Origin of the sequence: Streptomyces sp. Mut1 (genome assembly GCF_030719295.1) — a bacterium.
Classification (GTDB): Bacteria; Actinomycetota; Actinomycetes; order Streptomycetales; family Streptomycetaceae; genus Streptomyces; species Streptomyces castrisilvae.
In genome coordinates this window covers 7,147,030-7,173,004 of sequence record NZ_CP120997.1, presented here as the reverse complement: position 1 = coordinate 7,173,004, position 25,975 = coordinate 7,147,030, and the positions used below count along the sequence as shown (strand labels likewise).

Annotated in this window: 22 protein-coding genes, 1 tRNA gene and 1 pseudogene; 9 read left to right on the top strand and 15 right to left on the bottom strand. The window is 69.8% G+C overall.

Going from position 1 to position 25,975, the window contains the following annotated elements:
* Positions 1–372: 372 nt before the first annotated feature.
* Positions 373–1,395 carry a LacI family DNA-binding transcriptional regulator gene (locus P8A18_RS31005; RefSeq protein WP_306059940.1) on the bottom strand — a complete coding sequence of 341 codons (1,023 nt, stop codon included), beginning with the start codon at positions 1,393–1,395 and terminating at the stop codon, positions 373–375.
* A 367-nt stretch (positions 1,396–1,762) separates the two neighbouring features.
* Between P8A18_RS31005 and P8A18_RS31000 the strand changes: the two genes are divergently transcribed.
* The 5 genes from P8A18_RS31000 to P8A18_RS30980 all read left to right on the top strand — a co-directional run bounded on the left by P8A18_RS31000 (position 1,763) and on the right by P8A18_RS30980 (position 9,763).
* The gene (locus P8A18_RS31000; protein WP_306059938.1) at positions 1,763–3,151 is read left to right on the top strand and encodes a cellulase family glycosylhydrolase; all 1,389 of its coding nucleotides are present in this window, start codon (positions 1,763–1,765) and stop codon (positions 3,149–3,151) included.
* 1,018 nt (positions 3,152–4,169) lie between these two features.
* Positions 4,170–4,961: an ABC transporter permease gene (locus P8A18_RS30995; RefSeq protein WP_018552321.1), complete on the top strand. Its 792-nt coding sequence runs from the start codon at positions 4,170–4,172 to the stop codon at positions 4,959–4,961.
* 1 nt (position 4,962) lies between these two features.
* The gene (locus P8A18_RS30990; protein WP_018552322.1) at positions 4,963–5,919 is read left to right on the top strand and encodes an ABC transporter permease; all 957 of its coding nucleotides are present in this window, start codon (positions 4,963–4,965) and stop codon (positions 5,917–5,919) included.
* The gene (locus tag P8A18_RS30985) at positions 5,916–8,042 is read left to right on the top strand and encodes an ABC transporter ATP-binding protein (RefSeq protein ID WP_306059935.1); all 2,127 of its coding nucleotides are present in this window, start codon (positions 5,916–5,918) and stop codon (positions 8,040–8,042) included. The genes P8A18_RS30990 and P8A18_RS30985 overlap by 4 nt, the downstream gene beginning before the upstream one ends.
* Positions 8,043–8,062: 20 nt before the next feature.
* Positions 8,063–9,763, top strand: coding sequence for an ABC transporter family substrate-binding protein (locus tag P8A18_RS30980; protein WP_306059933.1), 1,701 nt, complete (start codon positions 8,063–8,065; stop codon positions 9,761–9,763).
* 255 nt (positions 9,764–10,018) lie between these two features.
* On the opposite strand, the gene P8A18_RS30975 is transcribed toward P8A18_RS30980, so the two are convergent.
* The 12 genes from P8A18_RS30975 to P8A18_RS30920 all read right to left on the bottom strand — a co-directional run bounded on the left by P8A18_RS30975 (position 10,019) and on the right by P8A18_RS30920 (position 20,114).
* Positions 10,019–11,458, bottom strand: coding sequence for an aldehyde dehydrogenase (locus P8A18_RS30975; protein WP_371933804.1), 1,440 nt, complete (start codon positions 11,456–11,458; stop codon positions 10,019–10,021).
* Entirely contained in the window at positions 11,458–11,652 is a 195-nt protein-coding gene (gene thmT, locus P8A18_RS30970) for a 2-hydroxymuconate tautomerase (protein ID WP_018552326.1), read from the bottom strand. Before thmT ends, P8A18_RS30975 begins: the two co-directional genes overlap by 1 nt.
* Positions 11,643–12,302 (bottom strand): cysteine hydrolase family protein, encoded by a 660-nt coding sequence (locus tag P8A18_RS30965; protein ID WP_306059928.1) that lies wholly within the window; start codon positions 12,300–12,302, stop codon positions 11,643–11,645. Before P8A18_RS30965 ends, thmT begins: the two co-directional genes overlap by 10 nt.
* 8 nt (positions 12,303–12,310) lie before the next feature.
* Positions 12,311–13,015, bottom strand: a complete 705-nt coding sequence (locus tag P8A18_RS30960) for a FadR/GntR family transcriptional regulator (RefSeq protein ID WP_306059926.1) — start codon at positions 13,013–13,015, stop codon at positions 12,311–12,313.
* Positions 13,012–14,184, bottom strand: a complete 1,173-nt coding sequence (locus P8A18_RS30955; RefSeq protein ID WP_306059924.1) for an amidohydrolase family protein — start codon at positions 14,182–14,184, stop codon at positions 13,012–13,014. Before P8A18_RS30955 ends, P8A18_RS30960 begins: the two co-directional genes overlap by 4 nt.
* Complete coding sequence (locus P8A18_RS30950; protein ID WP_018552330.1) at positions 14,177–14,506, bottom strand: hypothetical protein; 330 nt, start codon at positions 14,504–14,506, stop codon at positions 14,177–14,179. The genes P8A18_RS30955 and P8A18_RS30950 overlap by 8 nt, the downstream gene beginning before the upstream one ends.
* Before the next feature lie 78 nt (positions 14,507–14,584).
* Entirely contained in the window at positions 14,585–15,409 is an 825-nt protein-coding gene (locus P8A18_RS30945) for a DODA-type extradiol aromatic ring-opening family dioxygenase (RefSeq protein ID WP_306059921.1), read from the bottom strand.
* A gap of 78 nt (positions 15,410–15,487) precedes the next feature.
* Positions 15,488–16,357: an ABC transporter ATP-binding protein gene (locus P8A18_RS30940; RefSeq protein WP_306059919.1), complete on the bottom strand. Its 870-nt coding sequence runs from the start codon at positions 16,355–16,357 to the stop codon at positions 15,488–15,490.
* Positions 16,354–17,142, bottom strand: a complete 789-nt coding sequence (locus P8A18_RS30935; RefSeq protein ID WP_306059917.1) for an ABC transporter permease — start codon at positions 17,140–17,142, stop codon at positions 16,354–16,356. The genes P8A18_RS30940 and P8A18_RS30935 overlap by 4 nt, the downstream gene beginning before the upstream one ends.
* The gene (locus P8A18_RS30930) at positions 17,139–18,062 is read right to left on the bottom strand and encodes an ABC transporter permease (RefSeq protein ID WP_306059915.1); all 924 of its coding nucleotides are present in this window, start codon (positions 18,060–18,062) and stop codon (positions 17,139–17,141) included. Before P8A18_RS30930 ends, P8A18_RS30935 begins: the two co-directional genes overlap by 4 nt.
* 67 nt (positions 18,063–18,129) lie before the next feature.
* Positions 18,130–19,116, bottom strand: a complete 987-nt coding sequence (locus P8A18_RS30925; protein WP_306059913.1) for an ABC transporter substrate-binding protein — start codon at positions 19,114–19,116, stop codon at positions 18,130–18,132.
* A 209-nt stretch (positions 19,117–19,325) separates the two neighbouring features.
* On the bottom strand, positions 19,326–20,114 hold the full coding sequence (locus tag P8A18_RS30920; RefSeq protein WP_306059911.1) for a 2-keto-4-pentenoate hydratase: 789 nt from the start codon (positions 20,112–20,114) through the stop codon (positions 19,326–19,328).
* A 638-nt stretch (positions 20,115–20,752) separates the two neighbouring features.
* Here P8A18_RS30920 and P8A18_RS30915 point away from each other — a divergent pair.
* Together P8A18_RS30915 and P8A18_RS30910 are read left to right on the top strand one after the other, a co-directional pair.
* Positions 20,753–21,682, top strand: a complete 930-nt coding sequence (locus P8A18_RS30915; protein ID WP_306059909.1) for a creatininase family protein — start codon at positions 20,753–20,755, stop codon at positions 21,680–21,682.
* A gap of 135 nt (positions 21,683–21,817) precedes the next feature.
* Positions 21,818–21,991 (top strand): annotated as a pseudogene (locus P8A18_RS30910) (site-specific integrase); the annotation flags it as partial.
* Between the two features lie 111 nt (positions 21,992–22,102).
* Here the strand turns inward: P8A18_RS30910 and P8A18_RS30905 are convergent.
* Together P8A18_RS30905 and P8A18_RS30900 are read right to left on the bottom strand one after the other, a co-directional pair.
* Positions 22,103–22,176, bottom strand: a tRNA-Pro gene (locus P8A18_RS30905).
* A 51-nt stretch (positions 22,177–22,227) separates the two neighbouring features.
* Positions 22,228–24,861 (bottom strand): ATP-binding protein, encoded by a 2,634-nt coding sequence (locus P8A18_RS30900; RefSeq protein WP_306059904.1) that lies wholly within the window; start codon positions 24,859–24,861, stop codon positions 22,228–22,230.
* A 110-nt stretch (positions 24,862–24,971) separates the two neighbouring features.
* Between P8A18_RS30900 and P8A18_RS30895 the strand changes: the two genes are divergently transcribed.
* Together P8A18_RS30895 and P8A18_RS30890 are read left to right on the top strand one after the other, a co-directional pair.
* Entirely contained in the window at positions 24,972–25,466 is a 495-nt protein-coding gene (locus tag P8A18_RS30895; RefSeq protein ID WP_306059902.1) for a DUF309 domain-containing protein, read from the top strand.
* Between the two features lie 106 nt (positions 25,467–25,572).
* Positions 25,573–25,956, top strand: a complete 384-nt coding sequence (locus tag P8A18_RS30890) for a hypothetical protein (protein ID WP_306059900.1) — start codon at positions 25,573–25,575, stop codon at positions 25,954–25,956.
* The last annotated feature ends 19 nt before the right edge of the window (positions 25,957–25,975 follow it).

The following is a 25,975-nucleotide window of genomic DNA, read 5'->3' as shown; positions in this document are numbered from 1 at the left end:
GGACCGGGTGGGGTGGCAAGGGGCATCGGAAGCGCCGACCGCCAAGCTTGGGAGCGCTCCCACTCAATGGTTCGTAGGGACTGTAGGAGCTAGCCATGCCCCTGACAACCCTCGCGGCGGAAACCGTCGCACAAGCCCGCCGGGACGGCTCCGGGACCGATCGGGGGCGGGAGTCGGCGGCCCGACGACGACAGCGGCTCAGGCCGGGCGGCAGCGCGGGGCGCGCGGTCCGCAGCCGCACGGAGCACGGAGGAGTGACAGAAGCCGCACGCGCACCGACCGGACCGAAGCCGCGCGCACCGGACGGACCCGAGCGGCGGCCCACCGCCGAACCGGCGCGGGGCGGCCGCAGCGATGCGCGCGGGCGCCGCCTCAGGCCGACTCGCGCACCACCAGCCGGGTCCGCAGGATCACATGGCGCCAGGCCACCTCGGGCTGGTCGATCTCCTCAAGGAGCAACCTCACCATGGTCCGGCCGATCTCCTCCATCGGCTGACGGACTGTGGTCAGCGCCGGCTCGGTCTGCTCGGCCAGCTCGAAGTCGTCGAAGCCGACCACCGCCACGTCCTGCGGCACCCGGCGGCCGGCCGCGTGCAGGGCCGCCACCGCCCCGGCCGCCATGCTGTCCGACGCCGCGAAGACGGCGTCCACCTCCGGGTGCCGCTCGATGAGCCCGGCCATCGCCCGCCGCCCGCTGGCCTCGGTGAAATCACCCCGGGCAACCAGGGACGGCACCTCGCCGAGCCCCGCGTCGCGCAGCGCTTCCCGGTAACCGAGCAGCCTGCACCGGGCGACGTACATCTCGGGCGGCCCCGTGATCGTGGCGATGGCGCGTCGCCCGCCGCTCACCAGGTGTCCGACCGCGGCCCGCGCGCCACCGACGTTGTCCGCGTCCACATAGGTCACCCGCTCCTCGCCCGAGCGCCTGCCCAGCAGCACCGTGGGCAGCCCGGCGTCGGCGAGCATGTCGGGCAACCGGTCCCCCGCCGGTACGGACATCAGCAGGGCCCCGTCGACCCGCCCGCCCCGCACGTACTCCACGAGCCGCTGCCGTTCGGTGTCCGTGTGCACCAGTGTGAGCAGCAGCTGCACGCCCGCCTCCGTCAGGGCGTCCCCGACCGCCCGCGCGACCTCCGAGAAGAACGGCTCCCCGAACAGCCGCCAGTCCGACTTCGTCATCACCAGCGCGACGGCACCCGCGCGCCGCCCGGCCAGTGAGCGCGCGGCCAGATTGGGCACGTAGTCGAGTTCGTCGATGGCGCGCTGCACCGCGCGGCGCGTGGACGCCTTGACGCCCGACGCGTTGTTGATCACCCGGGAGACCGTGCCCCGCCCCACTCCGGCCAGGGCGGCCACTTCCTCCAGCGTCGGCGTCCCGGAACCCCGTTTCGACATGCTCCCACCCCCAAGAACCCTTGATCCTACGGCTCGCCGGGGGCGCGGGCGGGGCTTCCGGCGGACCGTCCACGAGCGCCTGGATCACACGGCCGCCCGGGGCCGCTCGACCGGCGGCCGGGGCCGGACCCCGGCCCGCCCGCCACCGGGGAAGCAACGGCCAATCCTGTCCAACCGCTTGACGGCGCGTCGGAGAGCCCCGAGATTGGGAGCGCTCCCATCACTGCGGTGCCCCTTCGGCCCACTCCGGCACCGGACCGCGCCGACGCACCATCCGCTCACCTGGCGAAGTCCGGCCGCTCGCGCACCACCGGCCGTCGGGAGCGCTCCCACCGCATCGTCCCCGCGTCATACATGGAGGAATGCTGTGAAACGCCTACTGGCTCTGCTGTCGACCTGCGCGACGGTGGTGGGTCTCACCGTCGCGTTCAGCCCGCACGCGGTGGCCGCCGCGGGATGCAAGGTCGACTACACGGTCACCAGCGAGTGGCAGGGCGGCTTCCAGGCCGGGGTCAAGGTCACCAACCTCGGCGCCCCCGTCGACGGCTGGACCCTCGGCTTCACCCTGCCGGACCCGGGCCAGAAGGTCGTCCAGGGCTGGAACGCCACCTGGTCGCAGTCCGGCTCCGCGGTCAGCGCCGCCGGCATCGACTGGAACCGCGCGCTGGCCACCGGCGCTTCCGCCGACCTGGGCCTGGTGGGTTCGTTCACCGGCGCCAACCCCGAGCCCACGGCGTTCACGCTCAACGGCGTCGCGTGCACGGGCTCCGTGGACGATGAAACGACACCGCCCGACCCGGGCGACGGCACCCCGTCCGGCACCCCCGTGGGCATCAACGGACAGGTCCACGTGTGCGGCGTGAACCTCTGCAACCAGTACGACCGCCCCGTACAGCTGCGCGGCATGAGCACGCACGGCATCCAGTGGTTCGACCAGTGCTACAACGACGCGTCCCTGGACGCACTGGCGGACGACTGGAAGGCCGACCTGCTGCGCATCTCCATGTACGTCCAGGAGGACGGTTACGAGACCGACCCGGAGGGCTTCACCAACCGGGTGAACGGCCTCGTCGACCAGGCCGAGGCGCGGGGCCTGTACGCGTTGATCGATTTCCACACCCTGACGCCGGGCGACCCGAACTTCAACCTCGACCGCGCGAAGACGTTCTTCGCGTCCGTCGCGGCCCGCAACGCCGGCAAGACGAACGTGATCTACGAGATCGCCAATGAGCCCAACGGGGTGAGCTGGGCCGGCATCAAGAGCTACGCCGAGCAGGTCATCCCGGTGATCCGGGCCGCCGACCCGGACGCGGTCGTCATCGTCGGCACCCGCGGCTGGTCCTCGCTGGGCGTCTCGGACGGCTCCGACGAGAACGAGATCGTCAACAGCCCCGTCAACGCCGACAACATCATGTACGCGTTCCACTTCTACGCCGCGAGCCACAAGGACAACTACCGCGCCACGCTGAGCCGGGCGGCCTCCCGACTGCCCATGTTCGTCACCGAGTTCGGCACGGTGAGCGCGACCGGCGGCGGCGCGATGGACCGCGAGAGCACCACGGCCTGGCTGAACCTGCTCGATCAGCTGAAGATCGGCTACGCGAACTGGACCTACTCCGACGCCGACGAGAGCAGCGCCGCGTTCCGGCCCGGTACCTGCGACGGCGGCGACTACAGCGGCGACGGCGTACTGACCGAATCGGGCGCACTGATCAAGAGCCGGATCAGCACTCCGGACAGCTTCCCCACCGGCTGACCGTACGGCGGCACGACACGGGTGCGGGGCCACGGCGACGCCGGGGCCCCGCACCGCGCTGTTCCCATGACGGACACGCCCTGCCGCCCGGGGGCGGCGTGCCGGTTCGCGCGGTCCGCAAGTAGCGAGGCGCGCCGACGATTTCGGCCGTCCGGACGTCGACGCGTGCGGCGGCGGCACATCTGCCGGGCCGGAAGCCCCACAGCGGCTTTCACTCTATATAGTCGGACGTCCTAGTAATCAACCGGCTTCCGGCGCGCACCCCGCGCGCCCAAGGCCCGCGGCACCACCGCGATCCGGCTCGCCCGTATCGAGCCCGCCCTCGGCCCGCCCCCGCCGGCGCCTCGAAGTGGCCGCAAAAAGGCGGATAGGAACGGATGTTTCGTTCCGCACCTTTTGGGACCTTGCAGATTCTCCGTTCTCCGCGCGTCCACCATGGCGTTGAAAACTTTCGCGAAGTATGTCCGTTATGCGGCTTCGGCTTAACCGGATCGCGACCTGACCAGCCTTGACGTGCCCACAGGCAGTTGGAATCGTCAGCAGCGGCACTGCCGAATCGGGTGGTCGCCTTGAATTGACCCAATCCGACGCAAGGTTGTCGCTTCATGCCCGGCGCACCGCCCGTTCACCCCACCTGTGCAGGACCGCCAGCACGTCCCAGGCTCCTCCACCGGACCCCTCTCGCACCAATCATTTTCTGAACCCGAGGGTCCGCACGTCCTGTCCGAGCGCTCGCAACCCGGTGCCCGGTCAACGCGGCCAAGCGTCCAGTCACTCACCGGAACTGCGGGCCGATTCGTCCCATGTCAAGAAAGGCCGGCTCACAGTGCTGCGTTACATCGCCCGCAAAGCAGTCGGCTGGTTTTTGATGATCGCCATCGCAACCAACCTCACGTACTTCCTCGCTAATGCCTTCCTCAAGCCAGCGTCGAACTACACCGCGTTGCGACCGCCTCGAACTCCAGCCCAGATCAACCAATCGCTGGCGCTTTACAACCTCAATCCGGACAAACCGCTCATGGATCGGTGGTGGCACTGGATCTCCGGGGTCGTGACCCGCTTCGACTGGGGCCAGTCGCCGACCGGGGGCAGCGTCAACGACCAGGTCTCCTACCGGATCTTCGTCAGCGGCCAGCTGGTTCTGGCCTCGACGATCCTCTCCATCGTCATCGGGGTCGGGCTGGGTGTCTACACCGCGTCGCGTCAGTACAAGGCCGCCGACCGGGCGTGGCAGGGAATCTCCGTGATCTCCTTCAACACCCCCTCCGCGGTCGCCTCCCTCGGAGTGGTGCTCGCGGCCATCGCGCTGAACCAGTCCCTGGGCAGCACGCTGCTGCCGGTGGCCGGAGCGCAGAGCCCCGACGTGGTCGGGTTCTGGGCGGTCCTCGGGTCCAGAGCCATGCACGCGATCCTGCCGACCATTTCGCTGACGTTCATCTCGTACGCCGGATACCACCTGTTGCAGCGTTCACTCCTGCTGGACCACATCAACTCCGACTACGTCCGTACGGCACGGTCCAAGGGGCTGACCCGGAAGCAGGCGATCTACCGGCACGGACTGCGGACCTCGATCATTCCCGTCGCCACCCAGGTCGCGTTCGCGATGCCGGCGCTGTTCACCGGTGCGGTGATCACGGAGACGGTCTTCGCCTGGCACGGAATGGGTGAGTACTTCACCAGAACCATCAGTACGAACGACGTGCACGGCGTCGTCGCCGTAGCGGCCTTCGGCGCCCTCATGACGGCCGTCGGCGCGATCCTCGCCGACCTCGTCGTCGTGGCTCTCGACCCCAGGATCAGGGTGAGCTGACGTGGCCATCAACATGCCCGGTGCCGGACCCGCCGCAGAAGAGGCGCGTCCCGAGAACGCCGAAGCCCTGGAGCCGGGGAAGCCCGCGCCCGGTGGCAAGCGCCTCTCCCCGTCCAGGCTCTACATGCGGCGCTTCGCACGCAACAAGCCCGCGCTCCTCGGTCTGGTCCTCTTCGTCCTGCTCGTGCTCTTCTCACTGTTCGGCCGGTATCTGACCCAGTGGGACCACATGGAGGCGGACTTCACCGCGCTCTCCGTCGCCCCCGGAGTCGACGGCCATCTGCTGGGCACCAACAGCGCGGGCAACGACACCTACGCCCAGCTCGTGCACGGTCTCGGCAGGTCGCTGATCATCGCCGTGGTGGTGTCGCTCCTGACCACCGCCATCGCCGGCCTCTTCGGCACCACCGCCGCCTACTTCGGCGGCAAGATCGAGCGGGCGATGCTCGGCTTCGTGCACTTCCTGCTCATCCTGCCCTCGTTCCTCATCATCGCCCTGGTCGGTACGCACTTCCGGGGTGAGTGGCAGGTTCTGGTCGTGGTCCTCACGCTGTTCGGCTGGATGCTCACCGCCCGGGTGATCTGGTCCCTGGCCACTTCCCTGCGGGAGCGCGAGTACGTGATGGCGGCCCGCTTCATGGGCGTCAGCGCGATCCGAACCATCATCCGCCACCTGGTGCCCAACATCGGGTCCCTGCTGATCGTGACGTTCACCCTCGGTGTCGCCTCGACCGTGCAGTCCGAGACGGCACTCTCCTTCATCGGTTTCGGCGTCAAGCAGCCCGACGTGTCCCTGGGCTCCATGCTCGCCGACGGGCAGAACACCCTGTCCACCGCTCCCTGGCTGTTCTACATGCCCGCGGCGCTGGTGGTGCTGCTCACCGTGGCCATGGCCCTCATCGGTGACGGTCTGCGCGACGCCCTGGACCCCACATCGCAGTCTGGAGGCCGCGCATGATCGAGCAGCGCGCAGTCACGACCGAGCCCGGTACCAAGCGGGCACTGCTGTCCGTACGCGACCTGCAGGTGGCCTTCCCCTCGGAGGCCGGCCGGGTGGAAGCCGTCCGCGGCGTCTCCTTCGACCTGCACCGCGGCAAGACCCTCGGCATCGTGGGCGAATCGGGTTCGGGCAAGTCCGTCACGTCGATGGCCATCATGGGGCTGCTTCCCGAGTACGCCTCGGTCACGGGCGAGATCATGCTCGACGGGAAGAACCTCCTGGACCTGGACGACCGGCGGATGTCCAAGGTCCGCGGTCAGCAGATCGGCATGATCTTCCAGGACCCGCTCTCCTCGCTCACCCCGATCTTCAGCATCGGGGCCCAGATCGTCGAGTCCCTCCAGATCCACCAGGAGATGTCGTCCGCGGCGGCCTGGAAGCGGGCCGTCGAGCTGCTGGACCTGGTCGGCATCCCCAACCCCGACCGCCGCGCCAAGGGGTTCCCGCACGAGTTCTCGGGCGGCATGCGGCAGCGGGCCGTCATCGCCATGGCCATCGCGAACAACCCCGACCTGATCATCGCCGACGAGCCGACGACCGCCCTGGACGTCACCGTCCAGGCGCAGATCCTGGAAGTCCTCAAGACGGCCCAGCGTGAGACCGGCGCCGCGGTCATCATGATCACCCACGACCTCGGGGTGGTGGCCGGCTCCGCCGACGACGTCATGGTGATGTACGCCGGCCGTCCGGTCGAGCATGCCGGGGTGGACGAGCTCTTCGCGCAGCCCCGGATGCCGTACACCATCGGTCTGATGGGCGCGATCCCCCGTCTGGACGACCGTGCCAGGGAGGCGCTGACCCCGGTCCCGGGGACGCCGCCGCTCCTGGTGGACCTGCCCGACGCCTGCCCCTTCGCGGCGCGTTGCCCGGCGGTCCAGGACGCCTGCCGGGAGGCCGAGCCGCCCCTGCTGGCGGTCTCCGGTGACGACTCCGGTACCGGGCACTCGACCGCCTGCCGGCGCGCCGCCGAGATCAGCGACGGCGCCATCGGCGGCGAGCCGATCTTCCCCGTCCCGGCGGACCGGGAGGACCGCGTCGCGGCCGTCCCCCGCGAGGACCGGCCGAAGGTCCTGGAACTCTCCGGTGTCACCAAGACCTTCCCGCTCACCAAGGGCGGCCTGCTCAAGCGCAAGGTGGGCACGGTCTTCGCCGTCAACGGCATCGACCTGGACATCCGTGAGGGCGAGACGCTCGGGCTGGTCGGCGAGTCGGGGTGCGGCAAGACCACCACGCTGCTGGAGATCATGGGGCTGAAGCCGCCCGAGCAGGGCAGCATCGCCGTCTGCGGCCAGGACACGGCGGACCTGAAGCGCGGGCGGGACGTCAGCGCCGTCCGCCGCAACATCCAGATGGTCTTCCAGGACCCCATGGGCGCACTGGACCCCCGGATGACGGTCTTCGACATCCTCGCGGAGCCGCTGCGCGCGGTGGGCGAGGGCGACAAGAAGGTGCTCAGCACCAAGGTCTCCGAGCTGATGGAGCTGGTGGGCCTCGACCCCGAGCACCGCGACCGCTTCCCCTCGGCCTTCTCCGGCGGGCAGCGGCAGCGCATCGGCATCGCCCGCGCCCTCTCCACCAAGCCCCAGCTGCTGGTGCTCGACGAGCCGGTCTCGGCCCTCGACGTCTCGGTGCAGGCCGGAGTCATCAACCTGCTCAACGACCTCAAGGCCGAGCTGGGCCTGTCCTACCTCTTCGTCGCCCACGACCTGTCGGTGGTGTGCCACATCTCCGACCGTGTGGCGGTGATGTACCTGGGGCGGATCGTCGAGATCGGATCCACCGACTCCGTCTTCGACAACCCCAGGCACCCCTACACCAAGGCGCTCCTCTCCGCGATTCCCCTGCCCGACCCGGTCGCCGAACGCACCCGGGAACGAGTCCTGCTCGAGGGCGACCTTCCCAGTCCCACCGACGAACAGCCCGGTTGCCGGTTCGTCTCCAGGTGTCCGCTCCACACAACGCTGTCGGAGCCGCAGAAGGAGCAGTGTCGCGGTATCACTCCTCTGCTCACCGAGAGGGGGGACCCGGACCACCGCGACGCATGCCATTTCGCGGGCACGACCACGTCTGTCGACAACTAAGCTGAAAGGCCAAGGCCGTCATGAGAAAGATCTCTCTGAGTCTGGTGGCGCTCGCCGCCACCACCTCCCTCGTCCTCACCGGGTGCAGCAGCAGCGACTCCGACGACTCCGGCAAGGAGAAGTCCAAGGGCGCCACCTCGGAGAACGAGGTCCTGACCTCGTACAACCCGCAGCCCGCGAGCAACCTCAAGGAGGGCGGCAAGCTGACGCTGCCCATCGTGGAGATTCCCGACCAGCTCAACAACTTCCACGGCAACGCGTCGCTGTACACGTCGAAGATCGGCTGGTTCTACCAGCCGGTGCTGTCCTTCAACGACCCCAAGGGCAACATCACCTACAACAAGGACTACCTCACCGACGTCAAGCAGGAGACGGTGGGCGGCAACACCCAGGTCACGTACAGCATCAACCCGAAGGCCAAGTGGAACGACGGCCAGGACATCGACTGGACCTCGTTCCGGGACACCTGGACCGCGCTCAACGGCAAGAACAAGGGATACAACGTCGGCTCGACCGACGGATACTCCAGCATCACCTCGGTCAAGAAGGGCAAGGACGCCAAGGAGGCGGTCATCACCTTCGACGGGCCGTTCGTCTACTGGAAGTCCCTCTTCTCCGGGCTCGTCAACCCGCACATCGCCAAGGTCGACGACTTCGACAAGAAGTACGTGAGCAACCCGCACGCCGAGTGGGGTGCCGGTCCGTACACCATCTCCAAGTTCGACGCCAAGGGCGGCACCGTCTCCTACAAGCCCAACCCGAAGTGGTGGGGTGAGAAGCCGCATCTGGACGAGCTGACCTTCGTGCAGATGGAGTCGAGCGCCAGCATCAACGCGTTCAAGAACGGCCAGATCGACGGGGTCCAGGCGGCCAACGCCGAGGAACTCAACCAGGTGAAGTCGGTGAAGGGCTCCGAGCTCCGCCGTGGCTCCACCACCTCCAACAACCTCCTCGTCTTCAACAGCACCTCGCCGCAGCTGAAGGACCCGGCGGTGCGCAAGGCCGTGATGGAGGGCATCGACCGCTCCCAGCTCGCGAAGATCACCTTCCAGGGCATGGGCTACACGGAGCCGCTGCCCGGCTCCTTCAACCTGTACCCCTTCCAGAAGGGTTACCAGGACAACTTCGGCAAGCTCGTGAAGTTCGACGCCGAGACGGCGAAGAAGGACCTGGACGCCGCGGGCTGGAAGGCCGGCTCGGACGGTGTGCGCGCCAAGGACGGCAAGAAGCTCGAACTGAGCTTCCCCACCATCGGTGACAGCTCCACCGTCAAGGCCCGTGCCACCGCCGTCGCGCAGATGATGAAGAACATCGGCGTCAAGGTCGACATCAAGGCGCACCCGTCCGCCGACTTCAACAAGGTGTTCACCGAGCGCTCGTTCGACATCTTCGGCATGGGCTTCATTTCGAGTGACCCGAACGGTCTGCTCTACATCTGCCAGATGTACTGCTCCGACTCCTCGCTCAACGTCTCCCGCTCGGTGCCGAAGAGCATGGACAAGGAAGTCAAGGCCGTCACCAACCTGCCGACGCTCGACGAGCAGATCAAGGCCGGCAACGAGGCCGAGCTGAAGGCCATGGAGACCTACGGCATCATGCCGCTCCACAACGGCCCCACCATCTGGGCCGTCAAGAAGGGCCTCGCCAACTTCGGTGCCGCCCAGTTCTACGGCCACTACGGCAACATGGGTGCCCCCGAGCTGATCGGCTGGCAGAAGTAGAGAAGTAAGCAGCGGGGCTGCCCCGCCAGGGGCTCCGCGCAGTCACCTTCACGTGAGAGAGCCGCAACCCGGTCAGGGTTGCGGCTCTCCCGCGTTCACGCGGCCGTACGCGGGGCGCGTCGCCGGAAGCACGGCCACCGCGGCCATGCGATGCGGACCAACATCAGGGGCCGTGCCGGGCCTCGAACTCCTCGGGTGGAGGTAGTCGAGGGCGGAGCGCAGGCGCTCGGTGTCGTACCAGCCGACCCTCGTGGCTCAGCCCGGACTGATGGCCATCGTCACGGCCTTCGGCTCGGTGAAGAACTCCCGGCTGAAGGTGCCGCCTTCACGTCCGATACCCGAGTCGCCGAATCCGCCGAAGGGGGCGCGCAGGTCCCGGACGAAGAAGCAGTTGGTCCACACCGTGCCCGCGCGCAGTGCCGCGGAGACGCGGTGGGCGCGGGACAGGTTCTCTGTGAAGACCATGGCGTTGAGGCCGAACGGGGTGCCGTTGGCGGCCGCCACCGCTTCCTCCTCCGTGTCGAACGGTGTGACCACCACGACCGGGCCGAAGATCTCCTCCTGGGCGACACGCGCCGAGGCGGGTGCTCCGGTGACGACGGTCGGCCGTACTGTCCAGCCGTCACCGAGACCGCCGAGGGCCACGGTCCCGCCGTCCGCCTCCACCGTTTCGATGTACGAACGCACCTTGTCGTAGTGGGTCTTCGACGCCAGCGGACCGAGCTGGGTCAACGGGGACTTGGGGTCGCCGATCACCAGTTCCTCGGCGGCGGCGCAGAACCTCCGGAGGAACTCGTCGTACACCTCGCGCTGGACGAACAGCCGGCTGCCCGCCAGGCACACCTGCCCTGCGTTGCTGAAGATGGCCTTCACCGACCAGTCGACGGCCAGGTCGAGGTCGGCGTCGGCGAACACCAGGTTGGCGCCCTTGCCGCCCAGTTCGAGGCTGACCGGGGTGAGGTTCCCGGCTGCGGCGCGGCCGATGATCCGTCCCGTGCCTGACTCCCCGGTGAAGGTGATGCGGTCCACCCGGGGGTCCTGGGTCAGTGCCTCCCCGGCCGAGTCGGGCCCGTAACCGTGGACGACGTTGAGCACGCCGGGAGGCATTCCGGCCTCCAGGGCGAGGCGCGCCAGGATGGTCGCGGAAGCGGGGGTGTCCTCGGCCGGCTTCAGGACGACCGTGTTGCCCCAGGCCAGGGCGGGCGCGATCTTCCACGTCTCCAGCATGAGTGGGAAGTTCCACGGCGCGATGGCGGTGACGACGCCGGCCGGTTCGAAGCGGGTGTAGGTGTGGTGGCCGCTGTCCATCGGCAGGGCCTCGCCGGCCGACATCCGGGCGTGGTCGGCGAAGAAGCGGAAGTTCATCGCGGAACGCGGGACGTCCTTGGCCGTGCTGTCCGCGATGGGCTTGCCCATGTCGGTGGTGTCGGCCATGGCGAGTTCGTCGCGGTGCGCGTCGATCAGGTCCGCGAGCCGGTGCAGGACCGCGCCCCGTTCGGCGAAGCCCATCCGCGGCCACGGCCCCTTGTCGAAGGCGTCGCGTGCGGCGCCGACGGCCTCACCGGCTTCCTCCGCTCCGCCGAGGGCCACCTCGGACCACGGCTGCCGGGTCCACGGGTCGACCGTGTCGAACCGCGCCCCGTCGCGGGACTCCTGCTCCTTGCCGTCAATGATGTGCGGAATGAAGTCCTTCATCATTGCCCTCTTCTCTCTTCGATGGTCACGTCTCCCGCCGCCCAGTGCGTGGGCGGCACTTCGCGGACGATGACGCGGATGCTGTCTCTCGGCGCGCCGACGGAGGTCTCCACCGCGTCTGTCACCGAGGTAATGAGGGCGCGCAGTTGTTGCGGCGACCTGCCCTCCACGAGCGTCACCTCGATCAGCGGCATCGCTGTCCGGCCTCCACCGCGGCGGGGGCGAACGCCCCGGCAGCCTCCTCCAGGGGAACGACCTCGGCGAAGACCGTGCCCATCAGTCGCAGGCTGTTGTGGTGCAGTTCCTCGAAGTAGCCGGCGACGGCCTCCTCGGGCACGATCGCGTGCAGGTCGCGGAAGAAGGCGTCCCGCACGGTCGACTCGATGCAGAAGTCGGTGCGCACGCCGGCCACGACCACGGTGCCGACGCCGAGCCGCTCCAGTACGTCGGCCAGCGCGGTGCGGTGGAAGGCGCTGAAGCGGGCCTTGACCACGACGGTGTCGTCGGGCAGCTGGTCCAGGCCGGGCACGACGGCGGCGCCCCACGTACCTTCGCGCAGGCCCTCGGTGCGCAGGAAGGGGCTGCGCTGCGCGAGCAGCCCCACCGCCGCGTCGTCCGCCCACTCCATCCGGACCCAGATCACCGGCTGTCCGGCAGCGCGGGCCGCGGCGATCAGTGTGTTGATGTGCGCGGTGAGGGTGTCGAGTGCGTCGACGCGCAGGCCGGCCCGGGCGAAGACGCCCGAGGGGTCGCAGAAGTCGTTCTGCATGTCCACCACGACCAGGGCCGTCCTCGTGGTGGTGCCGTCCCGGCTGTCCGGGACTGTGGTGCGTTCTGTATTCATTCCGCTCCTCACGGGTCGGCCGTCAGCGCCGCGTGGGCCGCCAGCACCTCGTCGAGAACGGCCTGGTCTCCCCCACCGATGGCGTCCACCAGGCGTTGGTGCACCTCCGCTCCCTCCAGGGTCGATGTGGACTCGGCCGCGGGGGTCACCCTGCGCAGCCGGCTCTCGACGAAGTCCAGGAGAGATACGTAGGTGTGCCGCAGGATCTCGTTCGGGGTGATGGCCGCGATGCGTTTGTGCAGCGACCAGTTGATGGCCAGGTAGGCCGCCATGTCCGAGCCGACCTCCGTCATCTGCCGCACCAGGGCGTGCAGTTCTTCGAGGTCCGCGGGACTCCGGTGCCGCATGGCCTCAAGGGTGACCAGCGGTTCGAGGGCATGTCGCATGGCGAGGGCGTCGGAGACGGGTACCGAATCCCCGCTCAGTTCGAGCATCTTGCGGCCGAGGCGGACCAGGGCCGGCGGCGAGGAGACGAAGATGCCGCCCTTGGCACCGGGACGGACCGAGATGGTGCCCCGTGAGCTGAGCAGCCGCACCGCTTCGGTGAGGGTGGCCGCCGCCACGTTGAACTCCTGCCGCAGGGTTTCCTTCGTACCGAGACGGTGGCCACTGGGCAGGCTCTGTGCCGCGATCCGCTCCTCGATGGCCTTGGCCACCGTTTCGGCCCGGGACGAGGCCCGGAGGAGTTCGATGACGTCGCCATCTGCGTTCATGGTCCATGCCCTTCGACTGCGGTGGATTCGATCTCGAGCGTAGCGAGACCGGCCCCGATGTCCGAGCGCCGCCTCCGCGCTCGGAGGTCGGGAACCGGTGAGCCTGCCCCGCTCACCGTAGCCCCGGCGACCTCGGGAAAAAGGCCGCGCAGCAGTGCCGCGGCGTTGCCGCCGAGGACCGCGTCCTCCTGCGACACCTCCAGACCCAGCGCACGAACCGTCGCCACGGGCTGCTGGTCCCTCAGGTCGAACGGCGCGTCCGTGCCGAGGAGAACGTGCCGCGCGGTCATGTCCTCCACCAGCCTCGCCAGCGTCTTGGTGTCGAACACCGCCGTGTCGTAGAACAGGCGCCGCAGGTACTCCGTCGGCACCCGCTCGGTGACCCGGGCCACCGGTTTGCGGTGCCAGCCGAGGTCGAGGCGGGGGGCGACGCCCGGCACGCAGCCGCCGCCGTGCGTCAGGCAGAGCACCAGGTCGTGCCGGTCCAGGACGCCGCCGAAGATCAGCCGCGATACGGCCAGTGCGGTCTCCATCGGGTATCCCAGGAGCTGCACCAGGTGGTAGTCGGCCAGCCGGTCGCGCGAGGACACCCGGCTCGGGTGCAGGAGGGTGAAGCACCTGCGCTCGGCGAGCGCCGACCACAGGTCCTCGTTGACCGGGTCGTCCAGCTCCCGGCCCGCCCCGTAGCTGCCCAGGGTCGCGCCCGCGAAGCCCAGTTCGTCCATGCACCGGGCCAGCTCCTCGGCCGCGTCGGGCAGTCCGACGGGGACCGTTGCCAGGCCCACCAGGCGGCCGGACGACGCCGCGACGAACTCCGCGAGGGCGTCGTTCGCCCGGCGGGTGACGTCCATGACGAGCGAGGCGTCCGGTGACTCGGAGGCGAAGACGAACGGCGGTGCCGCGACCGCCTGGTGGGTCACACCCATGCTCTCCAGTGACGCCAGGCGCAGTTCCAGGTCGTACTGCTCGGGCGGGAACGGGATGGCGGCGCCGGGGGCCAGGCCGCACAGGTCGGGGTCGAGCCGAAGTACGTGATCGGCCATGCCCGACAGGTCCGCGAGGCCGCGGCGTTCCAGCTGCCGCAGCAAGGGCATCGGCAGGGCGTGCGTGTGGATGTCGATGACGGGCCGGTCTCTCGCGGCCCGAGCACTCATCAGCTGTTCACTCATCGCGCTCCGCCATGTACGTCTCGAACTCGTCGCCGAGCAGTGAGCGGATGAGTGCGGTGGCGGCGTCGGAGGTCCCGGCCTTCTCACCGTTGCCGTGCACGAGGCGGGCGAGCTGGGAGAGCAGGTAAGGGTGCAGTCCCAGCTCGTGCAGCGCGCGGTAGTCGCGGGTGCTGATGGCCGTGCGCTCCTCGTCGGTGAGCGGGTAGTCGGCCAGCACTCGCTGCTCGTCGGACTCGAACCGCTTGCGCAGCTCGGTGTCCCATTTCAGGTCCTGCACCAGGTCGTTGGTCCGCAGCAGCGGATTGAATCGGTCGAGCGCCATGTCACTGGTCCTTCCGTCATCCGGTCGTCGGGGAGGGAGCCGGTCGTCGTGGTGGTGGCCGGTCGGCCACCGCGAGGGTCACAGGTGCCACTGCACCGCACCGACGCCGCAACGCCACTGGTCGACCGCGGCGTATCCCAGCGACGTGCACGGCCGTGGTCCGACGGCTCCCATGACGACCGTCCAGGACAGGAGTTCGGCGGTGCCTCCGGAACCGGCTTCCTCCATGCGCTCGAAGGTGGCCTGCGACAGAACCTGCTCGTGGTCGCCGGCCTCCAGAAGGTCGAGGTACCAGCGGTCGAACTTCTCGTCGATGTCCAGGTAGCGCGGCCCGCCCGGTTCGTGGCTGAGTCCGCCGGACCCCAGCAGGCCGACCCGCAGTCCGTCGGGCAGTTGGGTCCTGATGGCGTCGCCGAGCGTCTGGCCGAAGCTGTAGCAGGCGCGTTCGTCCGGGACCGGGGGGACGGTGCAGTTCTGCAGCACCGGCACGATCGCCACCCCGGCGGACTCCAGGCGCGCCATGTGGACCGGGACCGACAGGTTGTCGTCGAAGCGGAGGTTGTGCTCGACACCCCTGACGTTCAGTCCGGTGTCGCGTACGGCCTCGTGGAGAATCGCGGCGCTCTCGGGTGAGCCCGGCAGGTCGTAGTCGGCCATGCGCAGCCACGGCTTGAACCAGTCGTCGGGGCCGGTGTGCCGGGGGGCCTGGCCGAAGGTGAAGTCGGCGTAGTCGTTGAGCCGGGCGTTGGCCACGTGGTCGTTGCCGATGACGAGGAGTACGTCCGTGCGCGACTCGACCACGGCGTCGTGGATCGCGTCGTAAGCCTTGCGGACCGTCGCCCGGTCCGCCTCGGGGGCCTTGTCGAACCAGCCGGCCAGGCCAGGAGCGTGACTGGCGGCCATCGCCAAAGATATCTCTGCCATCATTCCTCCGGATTCAGATACCGCCGTAGTTGGTTACGCCGGTTTCCTCAGGCTGCTTCAGCCTCGGTCGGCCTTGCCGGCGGCGGAGCCGTCGCTCGACGTGGTGGTGTGGTAGGTCTTCGCACGCTGCACCTGCTCGTGGACGTGGGCCCGCAGTTCCCCGAAGCGGGGCGCGGAGCGGGTGGTTATCTGGTCCCGCTCGGCGGGCAGGTCGACCGTGATGTCCTCCATGACCACCGTGGGTGAAGCGGACAGCACCAGGACGCGCTGGCCCAGGTACACCGCTTCGTCGATGTCGTGGGTGACGAACAGCAGCGTCATCCCCAGGCGCTGCCACAACGACCGTGTGAGGTCCTCCAGTTCGGCCCGGGTCTGCGCGTCCACGGCGGCGAACGGCTCGTCCATGAGCAGCACGGCCGGCTCGTAGGCGACGGCCCGGGCGATGGCGACGCGCTGCTGCATGCCGCCCGACAGCTGCCAGGGGTGGGCGTCGGCCACATCGGTCAGGCCGACCGCCTCCAGCGCCTGGGCCACCAGTTCGGCACGGCGCCCCTTGGACAGCTTCTTCTGCTTCAGCGGCAGGTCGATGTTGCCCTGGACCGTCATCCACGGAAACAGGCTGCGGCCGTACTCCTGGAAGACCACGGCCATGCCCGGCGGCGGCTCCACCACCCGCTCGTCACCGAGCCGCACCTCGCCGGAGGTGGGGGCAAGCAGGCCGGCGACACACTTCAGGAGCGTGGTCTTGCCCGCCCCGGAGGGGCCGACTATGCAGACCAGCTCTCCCCCGCCGAGACTGAAGGTGAGGTCGCGCACCGCCTCGACGCTCCGGCCGGCACCCTGGTAGATCTTCCGCACCCCCCGCACGTCGAGACGGGCTCGGTCCGCACCCGTGGACAGGGCGGAGTCAACATGCGTCATGGTCATTTCTCTCCCCTTTGGGAACGCCGCAGGCCGTGGTACCAACCGAGAACTCGGGAGTCGAAGCGGTCGAAGAGCAGTGAGAGGGCGAACCCGAGCAGGCCGAGCAGGATGATCCCGCTCCACATGGCGGGGACCGCGAAGCTGCGCTGGAACTGGACGATGGTGAAGCCGAGTCCGTTCGAGCTGGCGAACATCTCGCTGATCACCATCAGGATGATCGAGATGGACAGGGCCTGCCGCATGCCCGCGACGATCTGCGGACTCGCCGCGCGCAGGACCAGATGCCGCAGCCGGGCGAAGCCGGTGATGCCGTAGCACCGCGCGCTGTCCGACAGCACATTGTCGACGGCCCGTACGCCTTCCACCGTGTTGAGCAGGACCGGCCAGACGGCGCCCGAGATGATGACGAGAATCTTCATTCCGTCGCCGACACCGCTGAAGAGCATCAGGATCGGGATCAGTACCGTGGGCGGGATGGCCCGGAAGAACTCGAGGATCGGCTCGGTCAGGGCCCGCAGCCGGGGCAGGGAGCCCAGGAGCGTGCCGAGAGCCACGCCCACGCAGACGGCGCCCGCGTAACCGGCGGCGAGGCGGGCCAGGCTCGGCAGCACATCACCGGTGACGCGTTCCCACCCCCAGGTGTCGGCGAACGCGGACAGGATCCTGCCGAGCGAGGGGTAGTAGAAGCTGGTGGTCCGGCCGCCGAGCACCGCCCATGAAGCCACCAGCACCGCCGGTAGTGCGAGCAGGTAGGCCGCCTTGCGGGTCCATACGCCGAGGACGCTCACGCCGTGCCCTCCTTCCGTACCGAGGTGTGCCAGGACAGCAAGGTCCGCTCCAGCACCCGGAAGACGATGTTGACGCAGAGTCCGAGCAGCCCGGTCACCGCGACCAGCGCATAGGTCTCCGGTACGGCGTCGGCGGCCTGCGCCGAGGCGATCAGGCTGCCGAGCCCGGAACCGCCGATGATCAGCTCGGCGCTGACAGCCAGGATCAGGGCCACCGAGGCCGCAAGGCGCAATCCGGTCATGAAGTACGGCAGCGTGGTGGGCCACAGCAGGTAGCGCAGGCGCGCCAGTGGCGACAGCCGGTAGGAGGCCGCGGTGTCACGGGCCACCGGGTCGATGTCCCGTACCCCGCTGAGCACTTGGAGGAGCACGGGCCAGAACGAGGCATACACCACAAGGAGCAGGGTGGAGCGCAGCCCGGTGCCGTAGACAAGCACCGCCAGCGGGACGAGTGCCACCGAGGGGATCGGCCGCAGGAACTCGATGGTCGAGGCCGTGGCCTTACGCAGCACCTCCACGCTGCCGAGCAGCAGCCCGAGGGCCGTCCCCGCCACGACGGCGATGGCCAGTCCGATCCCCCAGCCCTGCAAGGTGTCCGTCAGCGCCGTCCAGAAGGCGGAGCCCCCGGCTTCCCCCGCCAGGGCACGGGCCATGTCGCTGACCGGCGGCAGGTGGCGGTCACTCACCAGGCCGAGCCGGGGCAGCGCCTCCACCACACCGGCGAAGATCAGCACTCCGGCCGCCCCGAGGACCGGGTCGGGTACGGACCGGCGCCGCGGCCGGCCGTCGGGGGCCGGTACCGGACGGACGTCGGAGGTCCGGCTCTTCGTCACGGACGCCGGACCGTCCGCGGTCCGTTCGTCCGCGGCAGATGCGGACGGTGCCGCCGGTCCGTCACCGCTGTGCGGCTGTAGTTTCATGTCGTCTCCCTCCTTGCAGACATCAAGTGACCCAGGTGCACGCTGAGTTCACGGAGCCACGCGTTCCTCACTTCGCAAGGAGGCTGTCCAGCGCGTCGGTGTTCTTGATGAGCCCCGCGTCGACGGTGTACTGCGCCAGCGGCTTCATCTCCGCCGCGTCCGTCGCCGGGTCCCATCCGGGCAGCGTCACCTTTTCGCTGACACCCGGCTTCAGCTTCAGGTAGGTCTTCAGGACGGCCCTCGCCTCGTCGGGGTGGTCCTCCGCGTAGGTCAGCGACTCCTGGAGCGCGGCCTTGAAGCGGGACACGACCTCGGGATTGGCGGCCGCGTACTGCTCGGAGGTGAACCAGCCGGCGAACGGGGACAGCTTTCCGAGGCTGGCGTAGCTGACCGGCAGTGCGCGAGCGCCGTCGGCCTTGGCCGTCGTGGTGAACGGCTCCCCGATCAGTGCTGCGGACACCTGCCCCTTCTCGATCGCCGTCTGCATGTTGGGAATCGGCACCTCGACCAGCTCGACGTCGCCGGCCTTGACGCCGTACTTCTCCAGGCCGGTGCGGACGGCGACTTCGCTGAGTCCCTTGAGCGTGTTGACCGCGACCTTCTTGCCCTTCAGGTCGCCGGCCTTCTTCACCTCCGGGTCACTGGTCAGCAACTGACCCGAGCCGTCTTCCGACACGTCGTCGGAGGCGCGGGCACCGACGGAGACCATCTTCACCGGCAGCTTCTCCGCACGGGCCACCAGCAGACTGACGATGTTCGAGTAGCCGAACTGGTAGCCGCCGCTCACCACCGCCGGAACGATGACGGCGCCACCCTGTGCGTCCTGCATGGTGATCTTCAGGTCTCGCTTGGAGAAGAAGCCCTTCTCGATGCCGAGCCGCACGGGTGCTACATCTATGACGGGCATCGTGCCGAGTTTGATCTCGGTGATACCGGACTTGGAAGAGGCTGCTGCTCCCCCCTGGCTGCCACCGCACGCGGTGACCGCTGTCAGCCCCAGGACGACGCACGACGAGGCGATCATGAGCCGGTGTTTTCTCGCGATGAAGGACATACGACGCTCCATGCTCCAGAGATTCGGGAAAGATCAATCCGCCACGGCCGGGGCCGATGACAGCTGGGGGCGGCCGGAAGGCCGGGCGCGCGTCACGTGCGGGGTGACGCGGAGGAACTCGGTTCGCGGTGCGCGTCCGCGAAAGCGGGAAGCCGTAGCGGCCGGGGAAGCCCGGTGCGCCCCGCGGCGGGCGTGGTCCGCGCCTTGAACTACAGGTGGCCGGAGGTCACCGTCAGGCTGCCGAGGTGGGCGAACTCCACCGCGACCGTGCGTCCCGGCTCCACGAACACCGCGTCCGTGAGCCCACCGGTCAGCACGGTCCAGCCCGCTTCCACCGCGATCCCCCGCCGGGCCAGGCTGTTGGCGGCGAGCGCCAGCGCCTGGGCGGGATGCCCCTGCACGGCCGCCCCGGTGGCCGAGTGGATCAGCTCACCGTCCACGGAGACCGTGCACGCCTCGCCGACCAGGTCGAGCCCGCCGGGTGCGAAGCCTTCGGCGCTCACCGCGAACCGTGACGACGAGGCGTTGTCCGCCACGACGTCGGGCAGGGCGAAGCTGAAGTCCCGGTAGCGGCTGTCGATGATCTCGAACCCGGCGTGCACGCTCTCCACGGCGGCCAGCGCCTGCTCCCAGGTCACCCCGGGGCCCTCAAGGCGCCGGCCCATGACGAACACGATCTCGGGTTCGACGCGTGGGTGGATCATCTCGGCCACGGGCACCGCCTCTCCCGTCGCGAGCGTCATGGCGTCCGTGAGCCATCCGGTCAGCGGCGAATCGATGCCCATGCGCTGCTGCTTGGCCTGCGAGGTGAGCCCGAGCTTCACGCCGACGATGTTCTCCCCGGCCCGGCGCTTGCGGTCGATCAGCGCGTCCTGGACCCGGTAGGCGGTGGCCAGATCGAGCTCGGGCCACTGGTCGGTGATCCTCCCGCCGTCCTGCCGTTCCCGCTCGCGCCGGAGGAGTTCCTCGACGGCCCGGTCGATGGTCCAGTCAGTCATTGGCGTTCTTCTCCCTTGAGCGGGTTTGTGGTCTGCGTGCGGCGGCGTCCGGGTGAGTCGGGTTCCTCGTCTGCGTGAGGCGTACGGCGCCGGGAAACTCAGGCGGGAAATCGGTACGCGGAGTCGCCACGAAGATCAGTACGCGGGGTCATTGAGCCGGGCCGGAGGCCGGGCCGGGTTGTCCGGCCGTCTCATCGCGTCCACGTGATTCGAACATCGACAACCGGGTCATCTCGGTCGAAGTGACCGTGTTCCGATGGCTTGAAGTATGCACATCAGAACCACCGGATTCAATAGGTTGAATATAGTCGCTTGGTGGTCTTCACTCGAGAGATGCGTACTTCCCGCGTGATCCGCTCGCACCGTCCCCGCGTGCCGCAGGACCCCTTCACCGGCCCGGCCCGACGCGACCTCACCCCTCACACACCCCACCTGAGCAAGGCATTCACCGGACTCGGCCGCAGGCCGAGAGCAACGGCGGCAACAGCGGCAACAGCGGCGATCACATACGAAGGGGCTTGACCGTGACGCCCCGCGCTACTGACACTCCTCGCAGCGAACAGACGCCGCACCCACATGATCAGGCCACAGGGCACGGACTGCCGGGCGGTCGCCCGGCCCGAGAGCGGAGGACACCCATGCACGGTGCCGACAGTTCGTACACGGACGGAACTCACGAGGACAGGCCGCGCGAGGACAGGCCGCGCGAGGACAGGCCTCACGAGGATGTCGACAGCGACGTCTTCCGCGACACCATCGCGGAGATGACCTGGCAGGAGGTGGAACGGGCCGCGGACGACGGCGCGGTCCTGCTGTGGGCCTTCGGCGTGATCGAACAGCACGGTCCGCATCTGCCGGCCGGCACCGACGTGTACCTCCCGTCGGCCCAACTTCGCGGTGTGCGCCGGGAACTGGCCCGACGCGGGGTGCCGGCCCTCATCATGCCCCCGTACTACTGGGGAGTTAACGTCGTCTCCGGGTCCTTTCCCGCCTCCTACAATGTGCGCCCCGAGGTGATGAAGGCACTGATGGCCGACGTGCTGACCGGAGTCCTCAAGGACGGCTTCCGCCACGTCTTCTGCTTCAGCGGCCACGGCGACGCGCTGAACAACCGGACCGTCCACGAGGGCATCAGGCTGGGCAGTCAACTGACCGGCCTGGACATCAGCTTCGTCATCGACCACCGGCTCGCCGAGCGGCTTGGGCTCGATCCCGACGATCCGCATGTGTCCCCCACCGGCGCGGCACTGCCGAAGTCGGACACGTCGGCGACGCCCGCCCACATCGACGTGCACGCCGGCGACTGGGAGACGTCGCAGATGCTGGCCGCCCAGCCGTCCCTCGTCAGGAACGACGTGCGGGCCGGGCTCAGGAGCACCGAGTACGGCCCCGAGGATCTCGCCGTCTGGCGGAAGGGGTACGGACATGCCCGCGTAAAGACCCCACTCGGCTACTTCGGCGACCCCGCGGCGGCCGATGCCGCCAACGGACGGCGCCTGCTGGAGCAGCAGGTGACGAACGCGGCGGACGCCATCCAGGTACGACTGCGCCTGATGGGACGGGCGTAGGTCTGTCCGGTGCCGGGGCTGCCGGGTGCCCCCAGGGTGGGAGAGTCTCCTCTATCGAGCTCGTGCACGGTGGCCGTGAGGCGTCGACGATCGCGGCCGGGCCCGATGTTCACACCGATCGTGCCACCGCCGGCCCTCCAAGTACCCGTCCTCCGCAGGATCGCCGGCCACGGTTCGCTGACCACCACCCAGCGCTACCTTCACCCGGACGTCCGCAAGATCACAGCGGCCGGGGCGGCACTCTCGGCCCACTTCGGCGCGCTGCGCGCACCACGGTCGCTGCCGGGCCCCGTAGTCATGACCCGCTGACCCGGTCAAGGACGCCGGACCTCCGGTTGGTCCCCAGCTGGTCCCCAAAAACGATCAGGGGCCAATTTCGGATGTCTCCGAAACCGGCCCCTGATCTACGACTGTCTCCAGTCGGGACGACAGGATTTGAACCTGCGACCCCTTGACCCCCAGTCAAGTGCGCTACCAAGCTGCGCCACGTCCCGCCGCGAATCCGCCCGGTCGGGCCGGGCGGCTGCTGCACGGCAAACATTACCTCACTCGGCGGACCGGATCGACGCGCGTGCCTGCTGGGCGCGGGCCGCCACTCCTTCGGCGCCGCAGGCCGTAGCCAGCTTGTGGGCTCGGGCCAGCTCCCGGGGCGAGCGCGTCGCGATGCCGAGGTCCACCAGGGCCTGGGCGAACTCGTACGTGGACGGGGACGCCTCCAGATGGCGCACGGCCTCGCCCAGGAGATACACGGCCTCCTCGGGCGGGGCGAAGAGGGCGACGCAGCGCAGGGCCTCACCGATGGCGGTGTCCGTGCCGAACCGCTCCGCGTGCACCCGTGCGGTGTTGGCGACCTGGGCGGCGCGGCCCGGGTCCTCCTCGGCCAGGGCGCGGGCCAGGTCACCGGCCCAGGGGCCCCAGATGCCGTTGAACCGGCCGCGCGGTTCCAGTGCCCGCCCGGCCGCCTCGAGCTCGGTCACGGCCTCCCTCGTACGGCCTTCGGCCAGGAGCAGGCGGCCGCGAACGCACGGGGCGTCGGGCAGCACCATGGCGCTGGGGTAGGGCAGGCCGAAGTTGTACTGGTCGGCGACCTTGCGTGCCTCGGGGACCCGGCCCCGGGCCAGGAGGGTGTCGATCAGCAGGCAGGCGGCGTCCCAGTGGACGGGGAGTCCGCTGCCGACCCGGTCGGCGAGGCGCAGTCCCTCGCGCAGGAAGCCCTCCGCCTCCGCGAGGCGTCCGCGGCGTCGGTGGACCAGGCCCAGAAGGGTGTGCGCGAAGGCCAGGTGGGCGCCGCTCCAGCCGGAGATCTCGAAGGCCCGGACCGCTTCGCCGAACAGCTCCTCGGCGCGGTCGAGCCGGTCGGTGAAGGCGTAGGTGATGCCGACCAGGGCCGGGAGCTCGAAGCCCCACTCGGTGTCGGTCCAGCCGAGTCCGCGTGCCGGGTGGCCGTCGACCAGGGCGCGTTCGCAGAAGTCGCCGACGATCTGGGCGTTCTCGCCCCGCAGCATCGCGTCGAAGGCCCGCAGGGTGAGCAGGGCGCGTTCGGCGTTGTCGCGGCCGGCGAGGTGGTCGGTGTTGGCGGCGAGCCGGCGCGACCTTCCGGGGCCGTCCTCCTCGGTGGCCTGCATGCCCTCCCAGAGGAAGTGCGCGGCCTGCAACCGCATCAGGCCGGGACCCGGCGCGGTGCGCTCGGCCTCGGCCGCCAGAGCCAGGGCGGCTTCCTTGAGCTGGTTGTTGTGGGAGAGCGCGGCGGCGAGCCGGAAGGTGGCGTCCACCCGCACGTCGTCGGCGAGACCCGGCATGTCGAGTGCGGCCCGCAGGTGCCGCACGGTGGTGGGCGGGGAGCTGAGGAGTGTCGCGCACCCCAGCTCGTACAGCAGGGTGGCGCGCACGTCGTGGCGCGGCGGCTCCTGGAGGGCGCGCTCCAGGCAGCGGCGGGCGGCCTCGGGGGCGCCGACGGCGAGGTGCTGCTTCGCGGCCGCCCGCAGTTGCTCGACCAGTTCCTGGTCGTCGTCCGGGTGGACTTCGAGCAGGTGGCGGGAGGCGGCGGCGGGGCCGAGCCCGGCCCGGGTGATCGCCCAGGCGGCCCTGCCGTGCATGGCGGTGCGGGTGGCCGGCGGGATGGAGCGGTACACGGCGGAGGCGATCAGCGGGTGCACGAACTCCAGCGGGTCGAAGCCGCTGACGATGCGGGCCTCGCGCAGCCGGGCGGTGCAGTCGGCCGCCTCGGCCGGGCTCATCCCGGCCAGGGTGGCGGCGAGGTCCTGGGAGATCTCGGTGCCGAGGACGGCGGCCGCCCAGGCGAACCGGTTGGCGTTGGTGCCGAGCCGTTCGAGCCGGGCGACAAGGCCGCTGCCCCGGGCGGACGCGCCGAGTTCGCGCAGCAGCCCGGCGGACTCCTCCAGCGGGACGAGCTCGCGGTCCTGGACCTTGGCGACGAGCTCGACCGCCTCGTAGGGGTTGCCGCCGGTGACGGCCCAGACCTCGCGGCAGAAGGGGTCGTCGGCGTGCTCTCCGAGGGCCGCGCGGACCAGTTCCGCGGTGGCGTCGGGGGTGAGGGCGCGCAGCGCGACGCGGATCTGCGCGGGGTGGCCGCCCGCCGCGTTGCGCGCGGCCTCGCGGGCCGCCAGCTCCTCGGGACGGTGTGCCTGGACGACGAGCACGCGCAGGTCGCCGAGGCGGGCGGTGAACGAGGCGAGCCAGGCCAGGGATTCGCCGTCCGCCCAGTGGGCGTCGTCGATGAGGAGCAGCAGCGGGCGGTGGCTCAGCCGGGAGGCGAGGCGCTTGACGACGTAGTCGAGGCCGTCGCGTACACCCTGGGGGTCGGGCTGCGGGCCGGAGGGCTCGGCGAGTCCGAGGGCCGGGGCCGCGATGTCGAACCAGGAGCCGAACAGGGCCCGCACGTCGTCCGCCGGGAACTGGTCCAGCGCGGGCTGGAGCAGCTGCCGTACGACGTGGAACGGCACGGAGGTGACGGTCTCCCCGCCGCGTGCGGACCAGATGGTGCACCGGTCCTGCGCCATGGCCCTGACCTCGGCCAGGAGCGCGGTCTTGCCGATGCCTGCCTCGCCGCTGTAGATCAGCAGCCCGCCGGTCGCCTGCGCACCGCAGAGCGCGTCGATGGCCTGCGCGGCGGTGGCGAGTTCCGGTTCGCGCTCATAAAGCGGCCGGGACGGCTTCATGCCTAGCCTCCCCCAAAGTCGTGAACATGGTGGTCGAGCCTAGTCGTGCGCGGGGCCCGACCGACAGTGGTTCGGACAGTTCACCGCAGGTACGGGGCACAATCGGTGGTGTGAACGAGACACGCAGGGACCGGGACTCCGAGGGCAGGGCGCACAACGCGCGCCCCCGCGACGGGCTGGGGCGCCCGTTGCCGTACGGGACACCGGGGGTGGAGCGGCAGCCGGAGGGGGTCGTGCGCACCGCCGACGAGACGGTGCGGGAGGCCCAGCGGCTGCTGGACGCGGGCATGCCCTTCCACGCCCACGAGGTTTTCGAGGACGCCTGGAAGTCGGGCCCCGAGGGGGAACGGGAGTTGTGGCGCGGGCTCGCCCAGCTGGCCGTGGGGCTGACCCACGCGGCCCGGGGCAACGCCACGGGTGGGGCACGGCTGCTGCGGCGTGGCGCGGCGGCCCTGGAGGCGTACGGGACGGCCGGGACGCATGGGATCGGGGCCGGGGCGCTGGCCGGCTGGGCCCGGGAGCTGGCGGCGCGGGTGGAGCGTACGGACACGGGGCCCGTCGACGCGGCCGCCGAGGCGCCGAGGCTCCGGGCGGACGCGTCATGACCGTGGCTGGGCACGGGGCCGGGGCCGGGATGAACTCGGCCTGGTTTCGACGGTGTTGGTTGACAGCGGGGAACAGGTGCGGTCGGAGCCATTACCATCCGGCCTCATGAGCACTTCTGACCAGGACCGGACCGTGGACGCCCCGATAGCCGACGAGGCGGCCGTGGACGTGGTGGAGGACGTCACGGACGAGGCGGCGGACGACGAGGGTGTGGCCGGGGCCGGCGGGGAGCGCCGGCTGACTCCGCGCCAGGCGAGACAGCTGCGCGTCGTGCTCTCGTCGGTGGGGATGGCGGCGATGGCCGTGGTGCTCGGTCTGCGGATCGCGAGCCGGTCCTCGGTGCTGGTGGTCGGGGTGTACGGGCTGGCGCTCATCCTGTGCGGAGTCGTGATCGAGCTGAGCCGCAACGGCCGTACTCGGCTGGGCAGTTGGCTGCTGGGTCTCGGCCTGATCGCCGCGATCGGCTCCGACTGGCTGCTGATTCCCTGAGTCTCGGACCGGCTGCTGA